At 37.1% G+C, this 23,066-nt stretch carries 28 protein-coding genes; 7 read left to right on the top strand and 21 right to left on the bottom strand.

The genetic code is table 11. The annotated features are described in order from the left end of the window. The first annotated feature begins 39 nt into the window (after positions 1-39). Positions 40-1,122, top strand: coding sequence for a type III polyketide synthase (locus ACFCYJ_RS06570; RefSeq protein ID WP_376072297.1), 1,083 nt, complete (start codon positions 40-42; stop codon positions 1,120-1,122). Between the two features lies 1 nt (position 1,123). Further along, positions 1,124-1,666 (top strand): isoprenylcysteine carboxyl methyltransferase family protein, encoded by a 543-nt coding sequence (locus ACFCYJ_RS06565; RefSeq protein ID WP_376072294.1) that lies wholly within the window; start codon positions 1,124-1,126, stop codon positions 1,664-1,666. A 136-nt stretch (positions 1,667-1,802) separates the two neighbouring features. Here the strand turns inward: ACFCYJ_RS06565 and ACFCYJ_RS06560 are convergent, their stop codons facing one another. The 4 genes from ACFCYJ_RS06560 to ACFCYJ_RS06545 form a co-directional block, all read right to left on the bottom strand. After that, positions 1,803-2,606, bottom strand: a complete 804-nt coding sequence (locus tag ACFCYJ_RS06560) for a hypothetical protein (protein WP_376072291.1) — start codon at positions 2,604-2,606, stop codon at positions 1,803-1,805. Between the two features lie 14 nt (positions 2,607-2,620). Beyond that, a complete protein-coding gene (locus ACFCYJ_RS06555) occupies positions 2,621-2,917 on the bottom strand; it encodes a hypothetical protein (protein WP_376072289.1) in 297 nt (98 codons plus the stop codon). Then, positions 2,910-3,485 carry a hypothetical protein gene (locus tag ACFCYJ_RS06550; RefSeq protein WP_376072287.1) on the bottom strand — a complete coding sequence of 192 codons (576 nt, stop codon included), beginning with the start codon at positions 3,483-3,485 and terminating at the stop codon, positions 2,910-2,912. The genes ACFCYJ_RS06555 and ACFCYJ_RS06550 overlap by 8 nt, the downstream gene beginning before the upstream one ends. Before the next feature lie 140 nt (positions 3,486-3,625). Further along, positions 3,626-4,264, bottom strand: a complete 639-nt coding sequence (locus ACFCYJ_RS06545; protein ID WP_370077122.1) for a BMQ_0737 family morphogenetic spore coat protein — start codon at positions 4,262-4,264, stop codon at positions 3,626-3,628. Between the two features lie 245 nt (positions 4,265-4,509). On the opposite strand from ACFCYJ_RS06545, the gene ACFCYJ_RS06540 reads away from it, so the two are divergent. Beyond that, on the top strand, positions 4,510-5,877 hold the full coding sequence (locus ACFCYJ_RS06540) for a hypothetical protein (RefSeq protein WP_376072284.1): 1,368 nt from the start codon (positions 4,510-4,512) through the stop codon (positions 5,875-5,877). A gap of 255 nt (positions 5,878-6,132) precedes the next feature. Further along, a complete protein-coding gene (locus ACFCYJ_RS06535) occupies positions 6,133-6,744 on the top strand; it encodes an exosporium glycoprotein BclB-related protein (protein ID WP_376072281.1) in 612 nt (203 codons plus the stop codon). Between the two features lie 147 nt (positions 6,745-6,891). On the opposite strand, the gene ACFCYJ_RS06530 is transcribed toward ACFCYJ_RS06535, so the two are convergent. The 13 genes from ACFCYJ_RS06530 to ACFCYJ_RS06470 form a co-directional block, all read right to left on the bottom strand. Then, positions 6,892-7,404, bottom strand: coding sequence for a YfiT family bacillithiol transferase (locus ACFCYJ_RS06530; protein ID WP_376072278.1), 513 nt, complete (start codon positions 7,402-7,404; stop codon positions 6,892-6,894). Positions 7,405-7,554: 150 nt separating this feature from the next. Beyond that, positions 7,555-8,037 (bottom strand): META domain-containing protein, encoded by a 483-nt coding sequence (locus tag ACFCYJ_RS06525; protein ID WP_376072276.1) that lies wholly within the window; start codon positions 8,035-8,037, stop codon positions 7,555-7,557. Between the two features lie 92 nt (positions 8,038-8,129). Next, a complete protein-coding gene (locus ACFCYJ_RS06520; RefSeq protein WP_376072692.1) occupies positions 8,130-8,780 on the bottom strand; it encodes a hypothetical protein in 651 nt (216 codons plus the stop codon). 99 nt (positions 8,781-8,879) lie between these two features. Beyond that, on the bottom strand, positions 8,880-9,017 hold the full coding sequence (locus ACFCYJ_RS06515; protein ID WP_376072273.1) for a hypothetical protein: 138 nt from the start codon (positions 9,015-9,017) through the stop codon (positions 8,880-8,882). Positions 9,018-9,110: 93 nt separating this feature from the next. Beyond that, entirely contained in the window at positions 9,111-9,890 is a 780-nt protein-coding gene (locus tag ACFCYJ_RS06510; RefSeq protein ID WP_376072270.1) for an alpha/beta hydrolase, read from the bottom strand. Further along, the gene (locus ACFCYJ_RS06505) at positions 9,887-10,669 is read right to left on the bottom strand and encodes an ABC transporter ATP-binding protein (protein WP_376072689.1); all 783 of its coding nucleotides are present in this window, start codon (positions 10,667-10,669) and stop codon (positions 9,887-9,889) included. The genes ACFCYJ_RS06510 and ACFCYJ_RS06505 overlap by 4 nt, the downstream gene beginning before the upstream one ends. 29 nt (positions 10,670-10,698) lie before the next feature. Next, positions 10,699-11,730: a FecCD family ABC transporter permease gene (locus ACFCYJ_RS06500; RefSeq protein ID WP_376072268.1), complete on the bottom strand. Its 1,032-nt coding sequence runs from the start codon at positions 11,728-11,730 to the stop codon at positions 10,699-10,701. Further along, positions 11,723-12,730, bottom strand: coding sequence for a FecCD family ABC transporter permease (locus ACFCYJ_RS06495; RefSeq protein ID WP_376072265.1), 1,008 nt, complete (start codon positions 12,728-12,730; stop codon positions 11,723-11,725). Before ACFCYJ_RS06495 ends, ACFCYJ_RS06500 begins: the two co-directional genes overlap by 8 nt. Positions 12,731-12,849: 119 nt before the next feature. After that, positions 12,850-13,833 carry an ABC transporter substrate-binding protein gene (locus ACFCYJ_RS06490; RefSeq protein ID WP_376072262.1) on the bottom strand — a complete coding sequence of 328 codons (984 nt, stop codon included), beginning with the start codon at positions 13,831-13,833 and terminating at the stop codon, positions 12,850-12,852. 284 nt (positions 13,834-14,117) lie between these two features. Further along, positions 14,118-14,948, bottom strand: coding sequence for an AraC family transcriptional regulator (locus ACFCYJ_RS06485; RefSeq protein WP_376072260.1), 831 nt, complete (start codon positions 14,946-14,948; stop codon positions 14,118-14,120). Beyond that, on the bottom strand, positions 14,930-15,424 hold the full coding sequence (locus tag ACFCYJ_RS06480) for a DinB family protein (protein WP_376072257.1): 495 nt from the start codon (positions 15,422-15,424) through the stop codon (positions 14,930-14,932). Before ACFCYJ_RS06480 ends, ACFCYJ_RS06485 begins: the two co-directional genes overlap by 19 nt. 21 nt (positions 15,425-15,445) lie before the next feature. Beyond that, on the bottom strand, positions 15,446-15,955 hold the full coding sequence (locus ACFCYJ_RS06475; RefSeq protein WP_376072254.1) for a nucleotidyltransferase family protein: 510 nt from the start codon (positions 15,953-15,955) through the stop codon (positions 15,446-15,448). A gap of 100 nt (positions 15,956-16,055) precedes the next feature. After that, entirely contained in the window at positions 16,056-16,928 is an 873-nt protein-coding gene (locus ACFCYJ_RS06470; RefSeq protein WP_376072252.1) for an alpha/beta fold hydrolase, read from the bottom strand. A gap of 258 nt (positions 16,929-17,186) precedes the next feature. Here ACFCYJ_RS06470 and ACFCYJ_RS06465 point away from each other — a divergent pair, with 258 nt between their 5' ends. Continuing rightward, positions 17,187-17,939 (top strand): sulfite exporter TauE/SafE family protein, encoded by a 753-nt coding sequence (locus ACFCYJ_RS06465; protein WP_376072686.1) that lies wholly within the window; start codon positions 17,187-17,189, stop codon positions 17,937-17,939. Here the strand turns inward: ACFCYJ_RS06465 and ACFCYJ_RS06460 are convergent. Beyond that, the gene (locus ACFCYJ_RS06460; RefSeq protein ID WP_376072249.1) at positions 17,936-18,295 is read right to left on the bottom strand and encodes a YybH family protein; all 360 of its coding nucleotides are present in this window, start codon (positions 18,293-18,295) and stop codon (positions 17,936-17,938) included. The genes ACFCYJ_RS06465 and ACFCYJ_RS06460 overlap by 4 nt on opposite strands. A gap of 1,548 nt (positions 18,296-19,843) precedes the next feature. Here ACFCYJ_RS06460 and ACFCYJ_RS06455 point away from each other — a divergent pair. Further along, on the top strand, positions 19,844-20,335 hold the full coding sequence (locus ACFCYJ_RS06455) for an SRPBCC family protein (protein WP_376072246.1): 492 nt from the start codon (positions 19,844-19,846) through the stop codon (positions 20,333-20,335). Between the two features lie 155 nt (positions 20,336-20,490). On the opposite strand, the gene ACFCYJ_RS06450 is transcribed toward ACFCYJ_RS06455, so the two are convergent. Further along, positions 20,491-20,652, bottom strand: coding sequence for a hypothetical protein (locus ACFCYJ_RS06450; protein ID WP_376072243.1), 162 nt, complete (start codon positions 20,650-20,652; stop codon positions 20,491-20,493). A gap of 215 nt (positions 20,653-20,867) precedes the next feature. Further along, on the bottom strand, positions 20,868-21,377 hold the full coding sequence (locus ACFCYJ_RS06445; protein WP_376072240.1) for a hypothetical protein: 510 nt from the start codon (positions 21,375-21,377) through the stop codon (positions 20,868-20,870). Between the two features lie 159 nt (positions 21,378-21,536). Between ACFCYJ_RS06445 and ACFCYJ_RS06440 the strand changes: the two genes are divergently transcribed. Then, entirely contained in the window at positions 21,537-22,397 is an 861-nt protein-coding gene (locus ACFCYJ_RS06440; protein ID WP_376072237.1) for an endo alpha-1,4 polygalactosaminidase, read from the top strand. 78 nt (positions 22,398-22,475) lie between these two features. On the opposite strand, the gene ACFCYJ_RS06435 is transcribed toward ACFCYJ_RS06440, so the two are convergent. Next, positions 22,476-22,988, bottom strand: a complete 513-nt coding sequence (locus ACFCYJ_RS06435; protein WP_376072235.1) for a DNA-deoxyinosine glycosylase — start codon at positions 22,986-22,988, stop codon at positions 22,476-22,478. Positions 22,989-23,066 lie beyond the last annotated feature (78 nt).

Genomic DNA, 23,066 nt, shown 5'->3' with positions numbered 1-23,066 from the left:
ACAATAAACAAGACCACTAGTTGCGAAGGAGATGTTGAATTGTCAAAAATCATTTCGATCAGTACATACAAACCACCGTACACATTACAACAGACAAATGCGGAGGAGCTGACGAAGGAGCTTTTTCATGCAAAAATCCCTAAATTAGAACGCTACTTAAAAGTTTTTGAGAATGGAGGGATTGCAACACGCCATTTTTGTGTGCCACCAGAATGGCATCGTACGGATCATTCCTTTGAGGAACGTAACGATTTATATATTGAGCTAGCTACACAATATAGCGTTGATGTCATTAAGGCTTGTTTACAAAATGAAGCATTTTTACAATCACCGATTTCTCCTAAAGATATCGATGCCATTATTTTTGTGAGTAGCACAGGCATTTCCACACCAAGTATTGATGCACGGGTTATGAATCAACTTCCTTTTTCAGACAGGCTTAAGCGTATTCCACTTTGGGGACTTGGCTGCGCTGGTGGTGCAGCAGGTGTTAGTAGAGCCTATGATTTTTGTCGTGCTCACCCCGAAGCAAAAGTTCTTGTCGTTTGTGTCGAGCTTTGTAGTCTAACCTTTCAGCCAAATGATTTTTCAAAAAGCAATTTAATCGGGGCCTCTCTTTTTGCAGATGGTGCAGCATGTATACTCGTCTGTGGAGATGAAGTGAACATCGCCGTAAAAAAATCAACACCTACTATTATCGGAACTGGCTCTAAGTGGATGCCAGATTCAGAGAATGTTATGGGCTGGAATATTAAAAATAATGGCCTACATGTCGTTTTCCAGAAAAGTATTCCTGGCATCATCACCAATTGGCTCGGCCCATTCATTGAACAATTTTTATTGGAACATGAACTATACTGTGAACAGCTTAACCATTTCATTGCACACCCTGGCGGTAAAAAAGTATTAAAAGCCTATGAAGATACACTTTATCTAGCTCCCCAAAAAACCGACATTTCTCGGGAAATATTAAAATATCATGGAAATATGTCGTCTCCTACGGTGCTATATGTGTTAGAGCAATTTATGTTAAACGAAGGACAAGTAGAGGATACTGGTTTGCTCGTCGCTCTCGGCCCTGGCTTCTGTGCTGAAGCTGTATTACTTAAATGGAGGGAGTAGCATGATGATTTACATTATTTTGATCCTCGTCATTCTACAAAGATTGACAGAAGTTTTCATTGCCAAACGCAATGAAAAATGGATGCTCTCACAAGGGGCATATGAAGTTGGTTCTTCTCATTATCCATATATGGTTACTTTGCACACCGCTTTTTTCTTGTTTTTAATTATTGAAATAGTTACTAATCATAAAAGTGTATCTCCTTTATTTCCGTTATTATTCTTATTATTTATTGCCGTTCAAGCATTACGCATTTGGTGTATTCGTTCATTAGGGTCTTTTTGGAATACGAAAATACTCATATTGCCTGATGCAGAAGTTGTACGTAAAGGCCCTTATACATTTATGCGTCACCCAAATTACGCAGTTGTTTGCTTAGAAATTATTCTTCTGCCTTTACTGTTTCAAGCATATTTTACAGTATTCTGCTTTACACTTTTAAATGTAACAATGCTATCTGTACGCATTCCAATTGAGGAAAAAGCTTTACGAGATGCGACAAATTATAATCATGTATTTCATAAGAAGATTTCGGAATCCTAGCCGAAATCTTTTTTCTTCTCTCTCATTTACTGCCCGTAAAAGCAGAATTGAACAATCAAGTAAAATCCTAATAACATAAAAATAGCTGCTTCAAAAGTGTCTTGTTTTACTTTTGAAACAGCTGTAACAGCATACTTTATACAGTTTTATCAGTATTGATTTCTATAGTTAGCTCGTTCAATTTGTGGTCCAGATCCTCAAGTAAGCGTAATTTATGATTCAATTGCTTCTCAAAATCCATTGATTGAGCCAGTACCCTATTTACTTGAGCATCTATGTGTGTAAAGAACCCTGGATTCATCATCGTTTTTCCACTCAGGGAAAGGCTATACTTTTTTACATCCGCTAATTCTTCCGATAATTTTGCTATCTCACTGCTTTTCTCCTCTATTTCTTTGGTTAAATGCTTATTAAGATTGTCTGAATTGGCTTGTTCTGAATGGGATCTTTCAAGGACTTCACTGATAGTCTTCATTTGCTGGCTTATATCTCTTGTAAAAACATTCAACTTATTTTCAAGACCATCCACTGTAGTCTTATAATTAGCATCTGAATTTATAGAAAGTAATTCATCTTTAGTGAATTTTAAAGATTCCTTTATTAGCTTATTTTCTGCACGCAGTTCTTCTAATTCCTTTAATAAACCCTCTATCGAAGAAAGTTGTTTTTTCTTCTGGATTTCTCTTGCTTGTATATCATCATAGTAAGTTTTTATTGTTCTTTCATGGTCTCTCTTCAGCTTTAAAAGCTCCATCGAAAGTTCCTTTTTCTGTTTTGTTAATTCAACATTTTCTCGCTCTAATCTCAGGACTAGTGAATAATAATCACCATCTTTGAGCCTTTTAACTTCATTTTTATATTTCGCTAATTCGGCTCTTAAAAAAATGACCATTTGCTGAAGCTGAATAGGATCATTGTTTTTGACAATATCATTATCCACACTCACACCTCCTATCACGACAATTTTTTAAGTAAACTAATCACTTCTTCAAATTGCGCCTTACTCTCCTCTAACATCTCGTCAAGCTGCTTTATCATCTTCATTTCTATTTCCTCATCGCCAATTTCTTCAGCTTTTCTCTTTTCTCCTGATATTAAATGCGTAATAAGCAGATTCAATGTGCCTTTTTCGAAATAAGCAAAGCTATTATTTTCCTCATTACTATAGTTAGGTAGATTTGCAAGCTGTTCCTTCATAAGTTGATGGACAACACTATCTATTTTTTGATTCATATTTTCATACTCACTCATTTTCATCCTCCTGTGTATAACTAAATCCATTGAGATTAATAGGATTTAAGACGACGACACCATCTTCTAGCTGATCACAATATGTAAAACCCATGATACTTCCTGAATAAGATACATTATGATCCCATTTGATCTGAAAGTTAGGAAATGATAGTGTTTCGTTTGGCTCTAACGTTGTTTTTCCAATAGGTCTAAGCCAGAACTCCTCCTTGCTCGATTGATCATTGATTCGCTCCCAGCTACTGTTTCCTTTTAAGTTTGGTGCGAAATGTTCATAGACATACCTTCCAGAGAAGGAGAATGGGGAATCTTCAGGTAGCTTTATGCATAAATAAGGATTCGTTATAGGCTGATTACCTATATTACGAATATGATAAGAGCCCAAGCATAAGCTTTCCTCATCGGGATTATAAGAAATATTGATTGAAGATGTGAAATAACTAATGATATTGACACTATCCGGAATAATAAGCCCCTCAATCGTTTTTTTAATTTCATGAACATAAAAATTCGTTTGTTTTTTTAATTCATTTATTTTTTCTTCTACACGATCGATGCGAGTAAGCATAATCAGTACCCCCTTGCTAATAATATTGAATTAACTACAGCAAATCCAAACTTCTTTTTGTGGCTGTTACGTCCTTCCATAAAAAAAAGAGAGGATTACCCTCTCTTTACAATATGATTTTCTTCTATGTGTTAGTACCATTAACCAACTGATGGGAATACAGCTGGGCACTGTGCTGGGCGAACTACACCCGGACATGCGAACGGTAATTCTGCTCTTGGCTCGCAGAAAGTCGCTAAGAATTCCACAGTAACTGGGAATGTAGATTGAATACTTTGGCAAACAGATACAGTAATAGTTAATGCAGAAAACGTAATTGTACCTGCTCCAGCTGTTAATGTTCCAGTTGTACACACGAAACAATCTAAATCTGTGAATAAAATTTCTACATCTGTCCCTTGCGGCGCACATAATGTAACTTGTTCGCAACGAGAAAGTGGAATAGTATTGCTTGTGAACATAGTGCCGTTCGGTAAACAAACAACTATCGTAAGAATAAAATTCTTTTGAATAGTTAAATTTTGAAGACATACAGTTGCACCATCAATTGTGAATTGGCGATTCTCACGGTTCAAGATCACAATAGGATTAGTTGTTGATGGAACTACCTTACATGTAACTACCGCACCTGTTAAATCAGTCGTTGGCGTTACTCCTGGAAAAGTAATTGGTCCAGTAGGGGAAAAATCAAACGACATTTCCTTTACAATCCAGTCAAATACCTTATCGACGTTGATACAAATTAGTTCTTGCGCCTGGGATGGCATATTCTCTAGCATCCTTTTGACACCTCCATAAATTTTTTATCTTTCGTTTGTATCATATGTTTTCTAGCTATAAGTGTATGGGCTAATAAGTAATTCGTTTTGATTTTTATGAAATTCTTCAATTGCAGTATGTATCGTTTTTGCTTACATCTCCTCTTCTAATGGAGGAACTAAAATATTCGAAAGGATTGGTATATTTGTAACAGAAAGTAACTATTTTTAATAAAATATTAATGGACAGAAAGGGGTGAAATGCAATGGAAGATTCAAAATTGTACTCCACTCAAGACATTGAAAAATTGAAGCAAAGGATAGAAGCCTACAAGGATACGTTAACTTCATTAAAAATGGGAACTTCAATTGAAGATTTCCTATTTATGAAAATGGATTTTGATGAAATTAAAACGCAAATGGCATTTTTAGAAGAGCTTACTGAAACAATGGATGATAAGCAAAAAAATTCACAAATCCGAGGCTATGAGGAGCAGGTAAAGTTTCTATCGGCACAAATTGAGTCTCTGAATCAAACGATTGAGGGCAGGAACCGAGAAATACTAATGGTTTTAAACAAATTACTCACGATTGAAAATACTGAAGCTTTAACCACTATACCTAAAACGGAAAACACATCTAAATTTATTGCTAACGGTGTACAAAGGGATCCGATCATTACACAGACAACAAATCAATCGGGGATTACATCAAAACAGCCATCTTATAAAATGTTACAAAGTCTGGCAGGTAAAGCTACAAATGCGCAATTAGATGGTAACAATAGCATACCTTCTACTCGCAACAGGAATCAAAGAGATGTACCCGAGGAACGCCATTTTAATCAACAATACTTTCAATCAATAAATACTCATCCAAGCCAAATATATAATGGCTTATATAGAAATACCACAACCGAATCCACCTTCCATTTTAAACACGCTACAAGCACACAGGAAATTCCAGTTAATATGAATGAATCTGCCTTACCATCCGACAATGCCTCAACTCCTGACAATTACAGAAAAAAAAATACTGCTGTCACTGTAGATGAAATGAACTCTGAAATAACAAATAAGCCTGGCAATCATAATGCAGTTGAAACTGTTAATGAATCTGGCAATCTGGCAGTAGCTGAAACTGTTAATGAGCCTGTCATTCTGGAAGCAGCTGAAACTGTTAATGAACCTGTCATTCTAGATGCAGTCGAAACTGTTAATGAGCCTGACATCCTTGAAGCAGCTGAAACTGTTAATGAACCTGATATTCTGGATGCAGTTGAAACTGTTAATGAGCCTGACATCCTTGAAGTAACTGAAACTGTTAATAAGCCTGTCATCCTGGAAGTAGCTGAAACTGTTAATGAACCTGTCATTCTAGAAGTGGCGGAAACTGTTAATGAGCCTGTCATTCTGGAAGCAGTTAAAGTGGTTAACGAGCAAGAGGACACTAATAAATCCCCTAGTTTAAAAAGTAATGAATGTGAATTTTTTGAACCTTCATCAGGGGAAGAAACCCAAGCACAAATTGAAGAAGTAAACAAGCAACCCGAGCTAAAAGAAGAATCACCTGAAGAAAGCCAGAAAAAAGATAAGGGTTCTTTGTTTTTCAATTTCTTTCGAAAATGGAGTTAGTTTAAAGTTGTGGTGTACAGTCTATGGAGATTTTACGATAAATCCGTCCAATACGTATGAAAATACATATTGGACTTTTTTCTGTTCAACTAACAATTTAGTAGAATGTCAAATTCATTAACAAATACTTGCCATCGACAAAAAATCACCTCTAAAGAAGTCCCAATATTTCCGCATATAAAAATTGCAATAGAGTTAATTGCCCTAACCCTATAATCTTAGCTGAATAGAATAATGAAGAAAGGGGGTGTAAAAATGTGTATGAATTGTATGAATTCCACGTGCGGCGGCTGCGCAAATAAAAATGAGTGTACTGCACTTGGTCCTTTTGAAGCTATAGACGCTGCATGTATTACTACTCCACCAGCAACAGGCTCGATCATCCCATTCTCATCAGGAATAGTTCCTGTTATTTTAACATCAGTTCTTGGTGGCGCAATCGGTACAGTTAGTCTTGTAGGATTCGGTACGTCTATTCCAGGGGTAACTCTTACTGGTACAAATATAGACTTAACAGCTCTTACTGGAACGGAAGCCTTTTCAGTTCCACGTGCTGGTACTATTACGTCTATTTCTGCATCATTGTCTGCAACAGTTGCTGTAACCCTTACAGGAACAGCAACTGTTAGAGCACAAATTTACCGCGCGGTTGCGGGAAGTAATGTTTTCAGCCCTACAACAGCATTTGTTGATTTAACACCAGCTCTCTCAACAATAGCAATAGGTACTATTACATTTGGTACTGCAAACGTTGCACCAGTGCCAGTAGCTGCTGGTGATCGTTTATTAATGGTGTTCTCCGTTACTTCCTCAGGGATTGTTACTACTATTACTGGTAATGCAAGTGCAGGAATTAATATTGTATAAAAGATTATGTTCGTAAGTTAGATTACGGCTACCATACAGTATCATTATCCGTGTAACATACGATAATTACTTGAAAACAATTTCAAAAGTAGGCGATTTCCTTCAAGATCAGGAAATCGCCTACTTTTCGCTCTGAGAAAAAATTTTTCATTTCGCCAAAGCTATCTGAATATGAGCTAGATGATGCTTCCCGTGCCAAGCATATAAGGCTACAGCTTTTTCAAGCGTCATTAATCCTGAATCAGGATGATGAAATGCTCGTTGTAATTGCTCTGCTGTTAAGCTTTCCAGCAAATAAACCCAACGCTCATGTAAGCCCTGAATTATTTTACATGATGTTGAGACAGGCATTTCTGAATCGGGAAGCTTTGCCCATTCCACTTCGTTATAAGGTTTAATTGTCGGAGTATCCTCTGTTAAAGCTAGCTTAAAACGAATGTAGCTATTCATATGACTATCTGCAATATGGTGGACAAGCTGCGTAACCGTCCAACCATTTTCTCGGTAGGATTTCGTTAATGCTTGTTCACTTGCTCCGTTAAGTGCCTCTGCCAGTTGTGTCGGTAATAGACGAATATCTTCTATCCATTCCTTTACTTGCTGCGCTGTCACTACTTCCGGAAATTGAAATTGTCCAATTGGATATCGTAAATCGGTCATATAGCTATCCTCCATTTCTATTTTCTTACTTTTTATATTACCAATTTTATATTTTTCACGCTATTCACCTTAATTTTTTAAGTAAAACCCTCATTTTGTAAGAATTTCTGCTTACAAAACGAGGGTCACATTATGTGGAATATTAACTTTTTATTTAGTAATATCATAAATTAACGTATCAAAATAGCTTCCATTCGTATAAAGTAAAATTGCCCATTCTCTAGGCTTCGGGATTGTCACATTTGAAGGTGCATGAGCATCTGCACCATTAGCAGGTCCGCCAAGTCCTATAGTCCAACCATCTACTAAAATAGGATGCACTGTTTTAGAATCTTTATGATACCCGACAATTGTTAACTTGGTATCTTGACCTTCTTCAATTCCCCAAATATGCCACATCCATTTTTGAGTGTTTAAACTCGGCATTTCGGCACCGATAACACCCGATTTATTTGCATTACCGATCATACCTCTCTCTCCAAATTCAGCTGCCTTTTGATCCCAATCAATTGATTTAAAGTCACTTTCTTGCACAAAATCAGGTAAATCATTTGGCAGAGCAATCGCTTTCTCGCTCATTGTACAGCCTGCCAACAATATCGACACGGTTACCATAAGTACCCATCGCCTCATTACTACACTCCCTATAAGTTATGGCTATTTCCTATGAAACGAATTTTTCACACAAATCGTTACAGAGTATTCAGAAAATTTAGTACGAACTATTATTCTATAGACTTCACCACAAATTTAGCTAACGACTTTAGCGGATGAGTAATGGTTAACGTTGACTCTTTTTCGAATTGCCGTGCAGCCTCAACCATTGAAAGCTGTGCAACTAAAATTTGCCGTTGCTCCTCCGCTAGATGATGAAGAGTTTGTCTAATAGCGTTATTATACGCTTCCTTTTTCCCCTGCATAATCAGTTCAAACGTATTGTCGATAACTTTAACTTCAGCATTAATGGATTTTTCATGTAGTAAAGCATATTGCTGAAGTCTGTTCATCGTACCTTCTACGGTTTCAGGATTTGTAAAAAGAATTGTTTGAGGCCGTTTTTCTTCACATATTGTGTCAAAAAAGGGCTCATCTATTTTAATAATTGGAATCGATAGTTCCAGCTGTTCTTCCTCTAACAATGCAATATAATTAGTACACGTTATCAGAATAGCATCCATATTACAGCTTTCCATCCATTCAAGTTGCTCTTTCACCTTAAAGGCTAATCCTTCAGTCCCTTTTGAAACTTGCTGTATAAGACCTGGATCTACAAAATGGACTAGTTCTACCTTCTCAATATTTTGAAATGCCTGTTCTATATACTCAATATTTGAATGGTGTGCATGTAAACAGCCAAGCTTTTTCCTCAAGTGCAGTCCCCCTAATTCGTAAGCTGTTTCTCCATTGTCGCTACAGAAAGAGAGAAACCGTTACGATTTTCTTTTGTGACAATATATCCCAATGAGTGATATAAATCAATATTTTTTGGTCGATTCAATCGTTTCACTTAGTGCACTTGATGATGGTGTTGCATGTTCATACTCTTTAAAGGACTGTAGCATAACGTTATGAATTACTGAAGCATCCTCTACTTGCGCTAAAATAATGTTCATCTGTCAACACTCTTTTCGTTTAAAAATACACCATATTGTATTTTTAAACAAAAAATAAACCGCATTACCATAAGATAATGCGGTTACCACTCTTTATTTTTTGTTCACAAAACGTATTGCTCTACTCATAACAGTTGGAACGATTGAAGCATGATTTTCCTCCAATGCTTCATAGAAGGAGATATCCATGATTTTCTGTAAATTGCTCGCAATTTGTTGAGCATCATCCACCATAAAGGTTTCAAGTTCCCCCACACCGATGAATAATTTTTCATAAGCAAATGGACGCTCTTTTATAAATGTTGACGCATAACTGAATAGTTCATGCTCATTCCACCAAATAGAAGGGCTAATCGCTATATAACGTTGGAAGGTTGCTTGATGATGGAATAATTGCCAAAGCACAAAGTAGCCCGCTAATGAGTGCCCAAACAGTGATTGTTGCTGCATATTCACAGGGAATTGAGCCTGAATACTCGGCTTTAATTCCTCCTCTAAAAATCTATTAAAGTTCTCTGCTCCTCCATGTTTCTCATGGCCCTTACCTTTAAATCTTGCAGGATAAGTATACGTTTCGGCTTGTCCTGTAAAATCATAAAATCTTCGTTCATGCATATCCGCACCATGCCCAATACCTACAACAATAGTTGGCAAAATACCTGTTTTAGGTGCATTGCGGCTTTGTAGGCGGACCGCTTCCTTTACAAGATGGAAATAAGACGACCCATCTAATACGTATAAGACTGGAAAACCTCCTTCCGGTACTTCTCCGTTCGGTACATAAATATTTACCGTATACGTATAATCCGTAAACTTCGATACAATTTCTTGCGTCACATAATCAAGTGTTTTCACGATTTTCTCCTCAATCATTTGTCGGCCTCCTTCATAACATCATAGCCATAACATACTGGTGTTTTCGTAACTGGATCTTCCATAATTCGTGCATTAATATTGAATACGTCCCGCATAACATCTGCACATAAAATTTCCTCAGGCGTGCCAGTTTTCATTACAGCCCCCTGCCGCATGGCGATTAAATGATCAGAATATCGTGCCGCGTGATTAATATCGTGCAACACCATAACGATCGTACAACGATGCTGTTCGTTTAAGTCTTTCACAATTTCTAGCACCTCTAACTGATGCGCCATATCTAAATAAGTTGTCGGTTCGTCTAATAACAAAATACTTGTTTCTTGGGCTAAGGCCATTGCCAGCCATACACGTTGGCGTTGGCCTCCGGAAAGCTGAGCTAGTTCACGATTACGATATTCCATTGTATTTGTGACCGTTAATGCCCATTCAATCATTTCCTCATCCTTGTTTGTTAAGCGCTTCACATTATTTCGATGTGGATAACGACCATAAGCAATGAGCTCCTCAACCTTTAACTGACCGGGTGCAATAGGCGTCTGGGACAAGATTGCTAGCTTTTTCGCAATTTCCTTTGTCGATAAATTTTGCATGTTTTGATCCTGTAAATAAACCGTGCCCTGCTGCTTCTTTAATATACGACCGATTGTTTTTAATAGTGTAGATTTTCCACATCCATTGGGGCCGATAATGGTCGTAACCTTTCCTTCTTCTATTGTTAAATTCAAGCCTTCAAACACACGAACCTGCTCATAGCCAGAAGATAAATTTTCCATTCTAAATGCAGTTTGCACACTTTTTCCTCCTATGCCTTCGATTTCACTAGTAAATATAAGAAGTACGGAATCCCAATAATCGAGACAACAATACCAACTGCCAGCTCAGACGGCGCAAATACTGTTTTCCCTATAAAGTCAGCTAAAATAAGCAATCCCGCACCTATCAATGCACTGACTGGCATGACATAACGATGTTGAATACCAACGAGCTGTTTAGCAATATGCGGTGCCATTAATCCAATAAAACCGATACTACCTGAAACCGATACACAAGCACTGACTAAGCCGACACTTGCCAATAACAGCTTCATTTTCTCTTTTTCTACCGCTATCCCTAAGCTAGTAATGCTATCCTCTTCTAATTGAAAATAATCGAGCAAATACGATTTCCGATGAACATAAAAGCCTAATAAAATAAGCCACGGCAACATAGTCACAACAAAAATCCAGTTTGCATTATAAATAGAGCCTGCCATCCAAACTGCGGCAGCTTCAAAATCCTGAGCATTCATTTTCAATGATAAAAACAGTGACAATGCCCCAAAACCACTATTTATCGCAATCCCTGTTAAAATTAGCCGTTGCATATCTAAATGACCGTTCTTCATGGCAAACGAGAAAATCAACACAGCGGCCATCGCACCACCGACGAATCCAAAAATCGGCATCATTAAAATGGAGAACCAGCTACTCATATCTGCAGATGTGAGACGTAATTGGAAGAAAAACATAAATATGACCACTGCTGCACCAGCACCAGCATTGATCCCTAAAATTCCAGGGTCTGCTAGGCCATTACGCGTAATACCTTGTAGCACAACCCCCGCCATCCCTAAACCAACACCTACTAATGCTGCAATAACAATACGTGGTAAACGGAATTCAAAAATGACAAGATCAAATTTTGGATTTGGATCAATGCGTAGCAATGTTTTTAAAACATCCATCACCGACATATCAAAGACACCATTTGTAAGATGGAGATAGGTAGCACCAAAAATAAATAACATGAGTATTGAAACAGTCAAAACGAATACACTTGAGGTTTTCTTACGCACGTTTTTCACCTCCGTGTTTACGAACTAAATATAAGAAGAATGGGACACCAACCAATGCCGTTAATACGCCGATTGGAGTTTCGAATGGGTAATTAACAAAGCGACTGAGTACATCACAAAGCGCTAAGAAAAACGCACCTACTACAGCTGCACATGGAATGATAAAACGGTAATCCACTCCAACAAGGAAACGTGTAATATGAGGAATGACTAACCCTACAAAGGCTATCTTTCCTACAAGTGCAACTGCCGTACCTGTCAAACATACAACGGCAAGCATACTAATAATTTTCACTGATTTAGTTTTTTGCCCAAGTCCAATAGCGATATCTTCTCCTAGTGAAGTTATCGTAATAGCTTTTGCTGATAATAATGCAAGAACTAAACCGACTAGCCCAAATGGAATAGCTAGCACGAGCATATCCATATCCACCATATGAACTTTTGTGTTATACCAAACACTTACCGTTTGCGATACTTGAAAATACATCGCAATGGCTGTAGCAATACTGCTTAAAAACGTACCAATGACCGTTCCAATAATGGCGAGCCTTACTGGTGATAAACCATTTCGAATTAAAGAGCCAAAACCAAATACAATACCTGCTCCTAATGCTGAACCGAGCATTGAAAGTAAGATCATTTGGTAATTTGGAAGCCCTGGGAAAAATACAATTGCTATCGTAATCATAAATGCCGAACCATCATTAACGCCCATTAATGAAGGAGAGGCTAAATAATTTCGTGTAATACCTTGCATCACTGCCCCCGCTACTGCTAAAAATGCTCCAACCAATAAAACTGCGGCAATTCTAGGAATACGCCCAGTTCGTATAATTTGGTGGTCAACATTTGAAGGATCGAATGCTGTAATCGCCTGCCACACCGTTATTGCGCTAATGTCTTTTGTGCCGTACATAACGGATACTAATGCCACAATCGCAATTAGGAATGGAGAAGCTGCTAATATTGAAAATGCCACAATGTTTGTTTTTTTCAACTTCCACACCTTTTTCTATATCAATTATGCCTCGGTATAATTGCGTCCGGAGGCTTTAACTTATAAAAGGCTGGTAATAGCCTGGTGATGCCACCAAATCTACTACCAGCCTCTCTACACTATTTAAGTAATTTTTCAGCTGCGATGTCTAAGAATTTCACCTTAGACCATGCAGTACCACCTTGTGCTAAAGGTTCAATGGCATTCACGAAAACTTGATTATTTTGTGATGCCTTTAAGCTTGCAAAGATTGGATTCTTTTGTAGCTCTTCTAATGCTTTTGGTGCATCGGCATTTTCTGATTCCTCGAATTGAAGGAAAATAGCATCAGGATTAACCTCTGCTAATGTTTCAAGAGATAGTTCAGCCTGAGCCTTTGCAGTTTTTAAAATCTCTGGTATTGGAGCCCCTAAATCTTCATATAGAACAGGGTTTAAGTAAACGCCTGCAGGATAGATATACATGATGCCACCACGTACTCGAATAACTAGAACTTGCTTGTCCGCTAATTGCTCTTTAGATTTCACTTGAGAATCAGCAACCTTCGCTTCATAATCTGCAATGATTTTTTTTGCCTCATCTTCTTTACCTGAAAGCTGTGCAAGTAATGTTAAGTTCTCTTTCCAATTTGTAGAGACGTGTGAATACGGAATCATCGTTTGAATTTTATTGAGTTTTTCAGCCATTTCCTCTGGGTATTTTGAGGAACCTAAAATAACATCTGGATCAAGTTTAAGAATGGCTTCAGTATTCGGTGTCATTTTATTTCCAACAAGCTCAGCACCTTCTAATTCAGAAGCAAGATATGATGGGATTTTCCCACCGATATCAAGCACGCCAACAGGCTTGATACCGAGCATTGCCGCGTCTTCCATGGACTCTAAGCTTGCAGCCACTATGTTTTTAACATCTGCGGCAATTTCATATTTTTCACCTAAGTATGTAATCGTTTGTGTTTTCGCTTGATTTGTTTGCGTTTCTGTTGCACTAGTTTCTGCTGCATTATTTGTAGATGTAGCAGATTCTTCTGCTTTATCCGTTCCACACGCAGCCAAGGATAGCGCTAATAGAGCAGGTGCACACATTTTAAAATATTTATTCATAGATATATTCTCTCCTAGCAAACTTGATTATATTGACAATGATAATGATAATCATTTTCATTTATAAGTCAATAGAGTTTATCAATTTAATTGATATTCATTATCATTTACGATTCCTATCCTAACAAAGAGAAAAGCAGTTGTGAATGGACAATTTCACGAATCACATGGACTTTTGCCGATTTTAACTTCTTTCATCAGGTGTTCAAACACCTGATGAAAGAAGTTAAAGCCTCCGGCGGATGTCACAAAAAAAGCTGCTTCTTTTTTCAAGAAACAACTTTTTATACGTATTTTGCTTCCTCAATCATTAATTTCCGATAAGCTGTCGGGGACATTCCAGTACATTTTTTAAATACTCGACTGAAATAAAAGCAATCTGCATAGCCTACACATTCAGCTATTTCCGCTACTGGTGAATCATCATATTTCAGTAACTCCTTCGACCGTCGTATGCGATATTCTGTTAAGTAGACACTAGGATTCATCCCAGTATGCTGTTCAAACAGATAGGCAAACCTACGACGCTCCACGCCAAATTCTCCAGCAATTTTCGAAATAGAAATTTGTTTAGCATAATTCTCATGTATATACTGTAAAGCTTGCTCCATCTGGTCACTTGCCGTATCGAGCACCTTCACTTTTGCCGAAATAAGAATGACTTCCAAAAGATTCATAAATAAAGTCTTTGCTTTGAATACTGACATATTACCCGGCATTGCTTGGCTTTCTATTAACTGCTGTACATAGTCAATAATTTTTGTATGATAGCCTGTATTGATTAAAAAGTGCTGAGCTGATAATGGATATTGAGGTATTTCTTCAGGAGGGATATGATAATGAACAACTGCATACTCCCATCCTTTATCATCAGAAGCTTTAATTTCGATTGGCATTTGTGGTCCTGCATGTACGACCATACCCGGCTCCATTGTATAAGGGGTACCGTTAAAACTAAATATAGCACTACCAGCAAGCGGCACAACCAAACCACACTTCCCGGGGGCTGTTGTTCGACCAATATCTATTTGTCCTGGCTCCATTTTATTTGTAAAAACATCCGTAAATCTTACAGACGCATGTGCATAATAATCGATTAAATGCTTGATATCCACTTTATACCCTCTACATTCTTTAAAACTTTCTGGATTTGTGAAAAATGATGTAGATCATGATCTCCTAAACTAGCAAAATAACTGTGAAGTGTTAATTCTGAAGCACCTATTGTAAAAGGCTGCTGCCATTGCTGATCCGCTATTTGATAAAGTGCGCCAATTAGCTGATGTCTCTGATTGATAAAATTGGCTATCGTTTCTTCTCTACTTTGTGCACGACTATTCCTTGCTGCACTAGCATTCATTTCTACTACATCTGGCCCTTTTGGTAAGCTTTCCTTTGTAAAAAGAAACGGTAGACGTTGTTTTAACACGAATTCATCCCATGGAGTAAGATGTCCAATTATCTCTGCTACCGTCCATTTTCCAGGCTCTAAAGGCGTTCGCCATTGTTCTTCTGTTATGTTTGCTAAACTTTCCACAAATACAATAGATCTTTCATAATGCGAGATTATTTGATGTTTATCGTGATACAAGTCTTTAGCTCCTTCGCTTCATTAGTAGAAAATCTGTAGTTTCGGCCAAATTGATTCCCACTGTTTGTTATGGATCCTGCTCTTATAAACTTCATGCATCGGAGAGCCTTTTTGAAAATATGGTGTTGGAGCGACAATCCCAGAAACTAAGTGCTTAATACCATGAGGTGCAGCTATCTCAAGCATTCCATCGGTAAGCCTTACACCGATAGCTGTTGGGATTTCTGGAAAATGTGCCATTCCATCAATAGATGACTGATAAGGTGTACTATTATTTACTACATGCATCCTTGCTTGATTTTTCACAGACCAAGGCTCATTCGGTAAATACTTCTTCAATTTTCGTTCATACCGCTTCTCATAATTTTCTAAGAGATTTACTTTATCAAAATATATCACATCAATATCGGCTATTGGTGTTCTATGTTCCTTTTCATGTAAATAATCCCACACCTTTGTACGAATAAATCCAGCACATACCCATGAATCAGGTAATTGTAGCTTCTCTACAGTCGTTAAAATGTGCATCATCCATTCATCTGCTGCAATTAAGCTTTTTAGCTCTTCTTCTGTTTTTATCAGTTTTATTCACCTCTGAATTTGTCATACCAATGCTTGCGCTGTTTCCTAATTAATGATTCTCAACCCATGTTCTTATTTTGTTAGCAACATCCTTAGGTGCTTCACGGAAAATATCATGGCCTGCATCAGCGATTGGTTCAATATCCAGGTTTTTAATTCTAGATTGCAAAATTTGAATGCTCTTCTTTCTAATAGCTTCTAATTCGCTTGGTTTTGTTGCATGAATCAAGAGAGTCGGGCAATGCACCTGTTCTACTATATCTTTGACTGGTTCCACATAAATACCTTTTATGATGGATTGCCCTGTAAAAGTAGAAATCGTTAGTCTGATTTCTCCATCTTGTTCCTTAACTTGAGCCCTTGATGCTTCTTTAAGCTCTTCTGACCATCGTGAAAGCTCTTCTTTTTCCGATTCAAAAAATACGTCCCAAGATGAGAATCTTACTTCATTACAAAATTTCTCTATATCTTGTAATTCGTTTTCTAATGTCATCCCTAAATCTTGTGGTGACAAATAACCACCATCTAACAAGATAATCCCCTTTAGTTGTTTAGGGCATTTAGCAGCATAATGCAATGCCAAATCAGCTCCAAAAGAATGACCAATTAAATAATGAGATGTATTCCCTAACTGCTGATTTATTGTTTCTTCTATCTCTTCAATCAAATTGGAAGGAAAATAAGCCTTTTCTTCTTCCAAGGCTTTTGCATAGCCATGTCCAGGTAAATCAAAAGTGACGATATGATACTCTGGTAAATGTTTTGCTAGTTCTCCAAATGCTAGGCCGGTACTCCCTAGTCCATGTAAAAAGATTAACGTTGGATTTTGTGAGTCGCCCCATTGATATATGTTTTGTTTCATCGCTACCATCCCCTTCGGCAAATGATTACTTCCATTACTTACAATAATAACTATTTTCATTTCTATTTCAAAGGGGCTATGGAGATGAAAATCAGCATGACAAATTAGGAGAGGTTGGAGCTTTATGAGGACTGTATTTCTAGTAGTCTTTATAGTGAAAGAGAAAAATTCGGTTGTACTTTGTATAAATATCATTTATACAAAACCAAAAATAATATATTAGATTTATAAATCATTTACCCGTACCTTTAACTAATAACGTTAAAGGAGACGCTTATGAAAAAATCTTTTATTTTGATTGTGACCTTTGCCATTGTAATGGGACTTTCTTATACAAAGCTTTCACTAACGCTCGTCGGTATCGGAGTTATTGCTGCTTTTATCGGTACCCTTGCTGGAGGTGCTGGGTTAATTACGATCCCTGCTATGATGCTTGTTGGAATACCTATTCAAACAGGCATTGCTACGAATAAATTTTCATCGGGCATTGCAGCGTTGTCGAGCATCTTTTATCTTCTATATCATAAAGAGCTTCGTCTAGCAGCTATTATGAAATATGTTGCTGTAGCAATTGCCGGAGGCGTGTGTGGAGCACTCCTAACAGTATCCATCTCAGAAAAAACAATGAATATTATTGCATGTATGCTACTTATTTTCGCCCTATTTATAACGTTAAAAAATAAAGAATGGACTGTTAGCTCAGAAGAAACTGACACTACACACAACAATAAATTATGGCAGCCATTTTTAATCGCGGTTTATGATGGCGGCTTCGGACCTGGCTCTTCAACCTTCAGCATACTACATTTTTTACGCTACCATTACACCTACATAAAGGCTGTACAGCTCACACGCGTACTTATTTTCGGGAGCTGCACAGGGGCATTTATAGTATTTTACCAAACTGGCTTTATTCAATGGCAATATGCAATTGCGATGGCAGTAGGCTCTATTATTGGCTCTCAGCTCGGACTTTTAATTCTACCGAAAATTCCGATAAAAATAGCTAAAATACTGCTAATAATCATCATTTTATTACTACTTATTCAAGTAGTAATAAAAATAATTTAACTACTTAAATGTTCATGAATTAACTTCCATTCATTATTTAGGACAGTAAAAATATTCGTTGCTCTTCCGCTACCTGATACAAATTTTCCGTTATGATAGCCTTCATAATGGTATGTATAAATACAGGTAGCTGATTTTTCATCAGCCGTAAGCCACTGGACATCGATAGCCGAATAAACTTCCTTCTTTATTAAATTCCAAGCATTATAAAAATAAGCGCCTATTTCTTCTAAGGACGTGCATGTTTTATCCGTAAACCAATAAACTGCTTGCGGATGTAAAATTTCCTTTACGTTATTAAAATCATGAGAATTTGTAGCTGCAATATAGTTCTCTAAAGCTTGTTGATATGGCATGGCGATTCCCCTTTTTAACTAATATTAGCCAAAATTAAATTACAAAGAAACGTTATTATTAGAAATAAAAATAGTATGTTAGTTTATTATTTTTCGAACATACTATTTTCATATACATAGTTACTCTACATTGTAATTATGGTAATATAAAACTTATTTACCAACTACACAAAATATCCGTTTAATGCTGGAGCATCTTTTACATGTGTTATGGGAAGACATCAAAAAAAGACGCTGATGAAGGACAATGGCGAAAGTTAAGGCTCCTGACATATTTAGTTGAAGTATGGAAGAAAATAGTTTCAAAGGTTGAACGGATGGAACAAAACAAATAAGAAAAGGATAGGTGGTGAACAATGGTGATTAATAGTAAAGCTGTACTTATCCCTATGTTAGTCTTATTCATTACTCTTTTACGCCAAATAATAATTCATTGGGGGAGAAAATACGACCGTATTTTGGTTCTATTTATTCGGTGTAATTTTTTTGGCCATTGTTTTATTGTATTCATTTTTTGTAACTAAAAGAAAGAAAGAACTTTAGTATCGAGAACCATGTTAACTGGATTATTAACAATCCAATAACCGAAAAACCTCTACTAATCTACACCCCAATTTTAAACACAAGGTGCTCTTTCCTCAAAGGGCTATTGTAAAATTCGTAAATAATTTGATCAAATTTTTTTTGAAACAAGGAATAAGTTTTGGGACTATTAATAGCGAAAATTTATTTCAAAGAATAAATAAAGAGAGAAATATATAATGAAAAAATCAGAGATACAAAGAATACTGCCCTTATTTATATTTTTCTGTGTTGCCTTAGTTGTAGCAATCGTAGAAAATGCGTCATTTTTTATTAAACTCTATGGATTGGGCATAATTGCATGTATATGTTCAGGAACTCTTATGTATTTTAGAAAAAATAAATAGCGAAATTTTGTAGTGAGCACTAGCTATATTGTAAATGTGATTATGCTGGCATATAAGCAACATCCTATAGTCATTCTTTTATCCAGAATAACCTTTACAATATATGGTTCTAACAAGAAAATAACATCAGAATCAATACCACGAATTTCTTTACTTATACCAAGAATAGAACCAATAAAACGGAAGTGAGATAATCATATGCAAAAATTTATAATTAGTATTACTTTTACAATAAGTCTTGCGTTTGGAATATGGGTAATTGACCAATTTGTAGCTAAAGGTTTTCTTCGCCATCTGTTAATTGGGGTACTTGTTTCTATATTATTTTCTTTAGTGAATACCTTCTATCGAAAATATTCGCAAAACAATAGCTGACTGAATATGAAAAACGCAATCCAAGCCCTCTACATAAATAAGCTAATTAAACGCCTCCACAATAGCTTGTTGCTCAACTGCTGAAACACCTACAAATTATATCTTTTTCTTTTAACAGCGTAATTAAGATTTACTATTAAATATTGAATTAATTTACTCACAAAAAAACCTCGTCCCATTAATATGCATGACAAAGACTGTGCAGGGAGTCTATGATAAGAGTAAAAAAATAAGGAGGTTATCCATGCTTGCTACTATTCAGAAACAACAAAATAACTATGTCGTAAAATTTAACCGTCCATTATCACATTCAGTTGAAGCTGTTTGGGCCGTATTAACGGAGAATGGAAAGCTTCAAAAATGGATGAATAATTTAGAAATTATTGATCTTCGAAAGAACGGCAAAATCCATTTTAATATGAATGATGGAACAAATGCTCATAAGGAAATAGCGATTACAGACTATGCCGAGAAGGAAGTACTCGAATTTGATTGGGGCAAAGATACAGTAAGATTTGAACTCTCTCCCACTGGCAATGGCTCCATATTAGTATTACTCGAAACGATTGGTGAGCTAACTGACCATACGTCTAAAGATTTAGCCGGCTGGCATATATGCTTAAACCTGCTTTCGGACTTATTAAATGGAATTGTACATGAAGAATTTCCAATGGAAGAATGGCAAAAATGGTTTGCGGAGTATAAGCAGCTTGTGGATGACGTTGAAAAGATTTAAGCATATCACGAATAAAACTCCTAGAGCAGAGATACATGCTCTAGGAGTTTTCATAGTGTTGAAAAACAAATGGGCAAAGCAGCGTTGAGGGTGATTTACGTTTCAAGCTACCGCTTTCGCACAGAGAAAACCCTTGTTGCTGCCACTTCGACATGCTAGAAAATACATGCTAAGTATAATAGTTGATTGGAGTGGAGGCTTGGCGACTCCTTGGGGATCAGCGATAGAGGAACGAAGGCTAAAACCATCACATCCTGTGATAACGCCTTCGTGACCAACATCGGTGCCGCTCCGCTTCGCTTTCGCGCAAAAAACATCTGTTGACCCGAGACCCTGGAGCGCTAGCGGATGTTTTCTGTGCGAAAGCGTAGTGCTAACGTAGCGTCAGCGACAAAGCGCCCTGTCGGAACGGAAATCACCCCCTCACTTTGGTAAATAGCTATACTTTATTTAAAACGACACCTTTATTTCATTATATATAATATTTTTACAACTAAATGAACCATTTATCACGGCTTCTCAATACGCTTAATTACCATCTCGAACATTCATACGAGCGAATATTTCTTCTTGCAATAGTTTGGAAGCGCCAACCACTTCTGCTACTCCATCGGAACCCTGCAATAAACTCTCTTCCTACAGCAGTTAGGAAGAACCAAAAGCCTGATCCATTAAACATCCATATATACGTATTTCTAAATAAGCATGATTGAATACCACTTGTACCTATTCCGAATGGTGGAAGTGATGGCGCAAAGCTAGGTGGTGGACCAAGGGGCATTTGACCTGCTGGTGGCGGACCAAAACCAGGTGGTCCAAATGATGGTGGTGGACTAAAACTAGGCGGTCCGAACGATGGCGGCGGTTCAAAGCCAGGCGGTCCAAACGATGGTGGTGCTCCAACACCAGGCAGTCCGAACGATGGTGGTGCTCCAACACCAGGCAGTTCGAATGATGGTGGTGCTCCAACACCAGGCAGTCCGAACGATGGTTCGAAACCAGGTTCTGGAAGCGGCATAATTTCTTCATATGGATTGTACAAGATAAACCCCTCCTTTTACATAATTCAATATATGTAAAAGGGCTAATAACCGTTGAGCAATTGCCTATTAGCTTAGATTTAGTCGTCCTAAACTGCATTCGTATTTCCATGGTCAATACCGTATAATAAAAGGTATGTTTTCCAAGAAAAGGGGTACTTATGCGAAAAATTTTTTTACTAATTACTACAATTCTATTGTCCTTTGGGATCTGGCTATTTTTCAACTCTACAACTTCTTCTGCAGATTCAACAAGTATTCAAGACAGGCTAGCTGCTGTTAAAAAGTACAAATATTATTTAGATGCAGGGAACGATAAGATTGGCAAGGAAATGGCTAAAGTAGATTTGGTCATTGTGGAGCCTATCGAAATGCAGCAGAAGTATATTAAACAGGCTCAAAAAAATGGAACATTAATTTATGGCTATATTAACGCAATGGAAGCAGACAAATGGAATTCAGAGTTCTATAGCCGATTGAAAGAAGAGGATTTTTATAAAGACGAGCGTGGAGAAAAGAAGTATTTCTCTGAGTGGGATTCGTATTTAATGGATATGACATCTAAACACTATCAAGAGCTTTTGCTAGAAGAAATTCAAAAACAAATTGTTCAAAAAGGGTTAGATGGTGTGTTTTTAGATACTGTTGGCAATATCGATTCCTACTTACCTGAAAAAGAACAGGACGCTCAAAATGAAGCAATGCTTGCCTTTATAAAAAACATAAAGCAGCAATATAACGACTTGTCTGTTGCTCAAAATTGGGGCTTTCAAACATTAGCTGATTATACAGCACCCTATATCGATTTTGTTATGTGGGAAAACTTTTCGTATGATGTTGTCGGAAAAGATGAATGGGCGTTGAATAAGATGCAGCAATTAGTTCATATCCGAGAAAAATTCGGTACTCAGGTGATGACAATCGGATTTGACGACGAAGAGAAAAGTCGAGCCTTAGCTGAAAAATATCATTTTAAATTCTTTTATAGCCCAGCAGGATCTTACTACAACACATGGCAGTAATGTCATCATCATCTATTAAATAATACTTACAATCCTCTCCGTCAAGCAACACTAATCGGAGGGGATTTTATAATGTAATTATCTAGACAAATAAGAATGCATTACTCGCCAATCCTCAAGCTTTTCTTCAAAGGATTTAATATTTTTCCCTGGTATTGGGCTAGTCGAAGGCATTTTTTGATAAGCTCGACCATCTAAAACCTCAAATCCAATATGCTTTTTAAAAACCTCGAATGCCTTTGCGCCATTAAAAAGCACTAACTCAATAGTAGGATAGTGTTCAAAAAGCGTTATAAAATCATTCGGTTTTTCATTACGAATGGCTGCATCTAAGCTTCCTTTACGCTCGCAAGACTCAATTGTATCCCAGAGACCAATATGATGGCTCTTTAACAATTGTAATCTTTCTCTATAATTCTGAGGTACTTCTACTTCTAAGATTTCCCCAATAATCGGCCAAAAGTGATTGCGTGGGTTACCATAATATTGTTGCTTCTCTAACGATTGTTTCCCCGGCATTGAGCCGACAATTAGCACTTTCGTTGACAAATCAATAACCGGTGGTAGTACATTTTTAAGTTCATTTGACATGACAGTCCCTCCTTCCCTATATTGTAGCGGAAAATTTGCGTCAATGTCATTGAAGGGCATGTATCAAATATTAAAGTT

The organism is Lysinibacillus sp. NPDC056232 (genome assembly GCF_042267565.1).
Classification (GTDB): domain Bacteria; phylum Bacillota; class Bacilli; order Bacillales_A; family Planococcaceae; genus Lysinibacillus.
This window is presented reverse-complemented; position numbering and strand designations above follow the sequence as displayed.

Coding starts and splice junctions, on each gene's coding strand:
- ACFCYJ_RS06565 (WP_376072294.1), top strand. CDS start 1,124: ATGATGATTTACATTATTTTGATCCTCGTCATTCTACAAAGATTGACA.
- ACFCYJ_RS06555 (WP_376072289.1), bottom strand. CDS start 2,917: ATGAGTGAGTATGAAAATATGAATCAAAAAATAGATAGTGTTGTCCAT.
- ACFCYJ_RS06550 (WP_376072287.1), bottom strand. CDS start 3,485: ATGCTTACTCGCATCGATCGTGTAGAAGAAAAAATAAATGAATTAAAA.
- ACFCYJ_RS06545 (WP_370077122.1), bottom strand. CDS start 4,264: ATGCTAGAGAATATGCCATCCCAGGCGCAAGAACTAATTTGTATCAAC.
- ACFCYJ_RS06540 (WP_376072284.1), top strand. CDS start 4,510: ATGGAAGATTCAAAATTGTACTCCACTCAAGACATTGAAAAATTGAAG.
- ACFCYJ_RS06535 (WP_376072281.1), top strand. CDS start 6,133: ATGTGTATGAATTGTATGAATTCCACGTGCGGCGGCTGCGCAAATAAA.
- ACFCYJ_RS06530 (WP_376072278.1), bottom strand. CDS start 7,404: ATGACCGATTTACGATATCCAATTGGACAATTTCAATTTCCGGAAGTA.
- ACFCYJ_RS06525 (WP_376072276.1), bottom strand. CDS start 8,037: ATGAGGCGATGGGTACTTATGGTAACCGTGTCGATATTGTTGGCAGGC.
- ACFCYJ_RS06515 (WP_376072273.1), bottom strand. CDS start 9,017: ATGAACATTATTTTAGCGCAAGTAGAGGATGCTTCAGTAATTCATAAC.
- ACFCYJ_RS06510 (WP_376072270.1), bottom strand. CDS start 9,890: ATGATTGAGGAGAAAATCGTGAAAACACTTGATTATGTGACGCAAGAA.
- ACFCYJ_RS06505 (WP_376072689.1), bottom strand. CDS start 10,669: ATGGAAAATTTATCTTCTGGCTATGAGCAGGTTCGTGTGTTTGAAGGC.
- ACFCYJ_RS06490 (WP_376072262.1), bottom strand. CDS start 13,833: ATGAATAAATATTTTAAAATGTGTGCACCTGCTCTATTAGCGCTATCC.
- ACFCYJ_RS06475 (WP_376072254.1), bottom strand. CDS start 15,955: ATGATGCACATTTTAACGACTGTAGAGAAGCTACAATTACCTGATTCA.
- ACFCYJ_RS06470 (WP_376072252.1), bottom strand. CDS start 16,928: ATGAAAATAGTTATTATTGTAAGTAATGGAAGTAATCATTTGCCGAAG.
- ACFCYJ_RS06465 (WP_376072686.1), top strand. CDS start 17,187: ATGGGACTTTCTTATACAAAGCTTTCACTAACGCTCGTCGGTATCGGA.
- ACFCYJ_RS06460 (WP_376072249.1), bottom strand. CDS start 18,295: ATGCCATATCAACAAGCTTTAGAGAACTATATTGCAGCTACAAATTCT.
- ACFCYJ_RS06455 (WP_376072246.1), top strand. CDS start 19,844: ATGCTTGCTACTATTCAGAAACAACAAAATAACTATGTCGTAAAATTT.
- ACFCYJ_RS06450 (WP_376072243.1), bottom strand. CDS start 20,652: ATGTTTTTTGCGCGAAAGCGAAGCGGAGCGGCACCGATGTTGGTCACG.
- ACFCYJ_RS06440 (WP_376072237.1), top strand. CDS start 21,537: ATGCGAAAAATTTTTTTACTAATTACTACAATTCTATTGTCCTTTGGG.
- ACFCYJ_RS06435 (WP_376072235.1), bottom strand. CDS start 22,988: ATGTCAAATGAACTTAAAAATGTACTACCACCGGTTATTGATTTGTCA.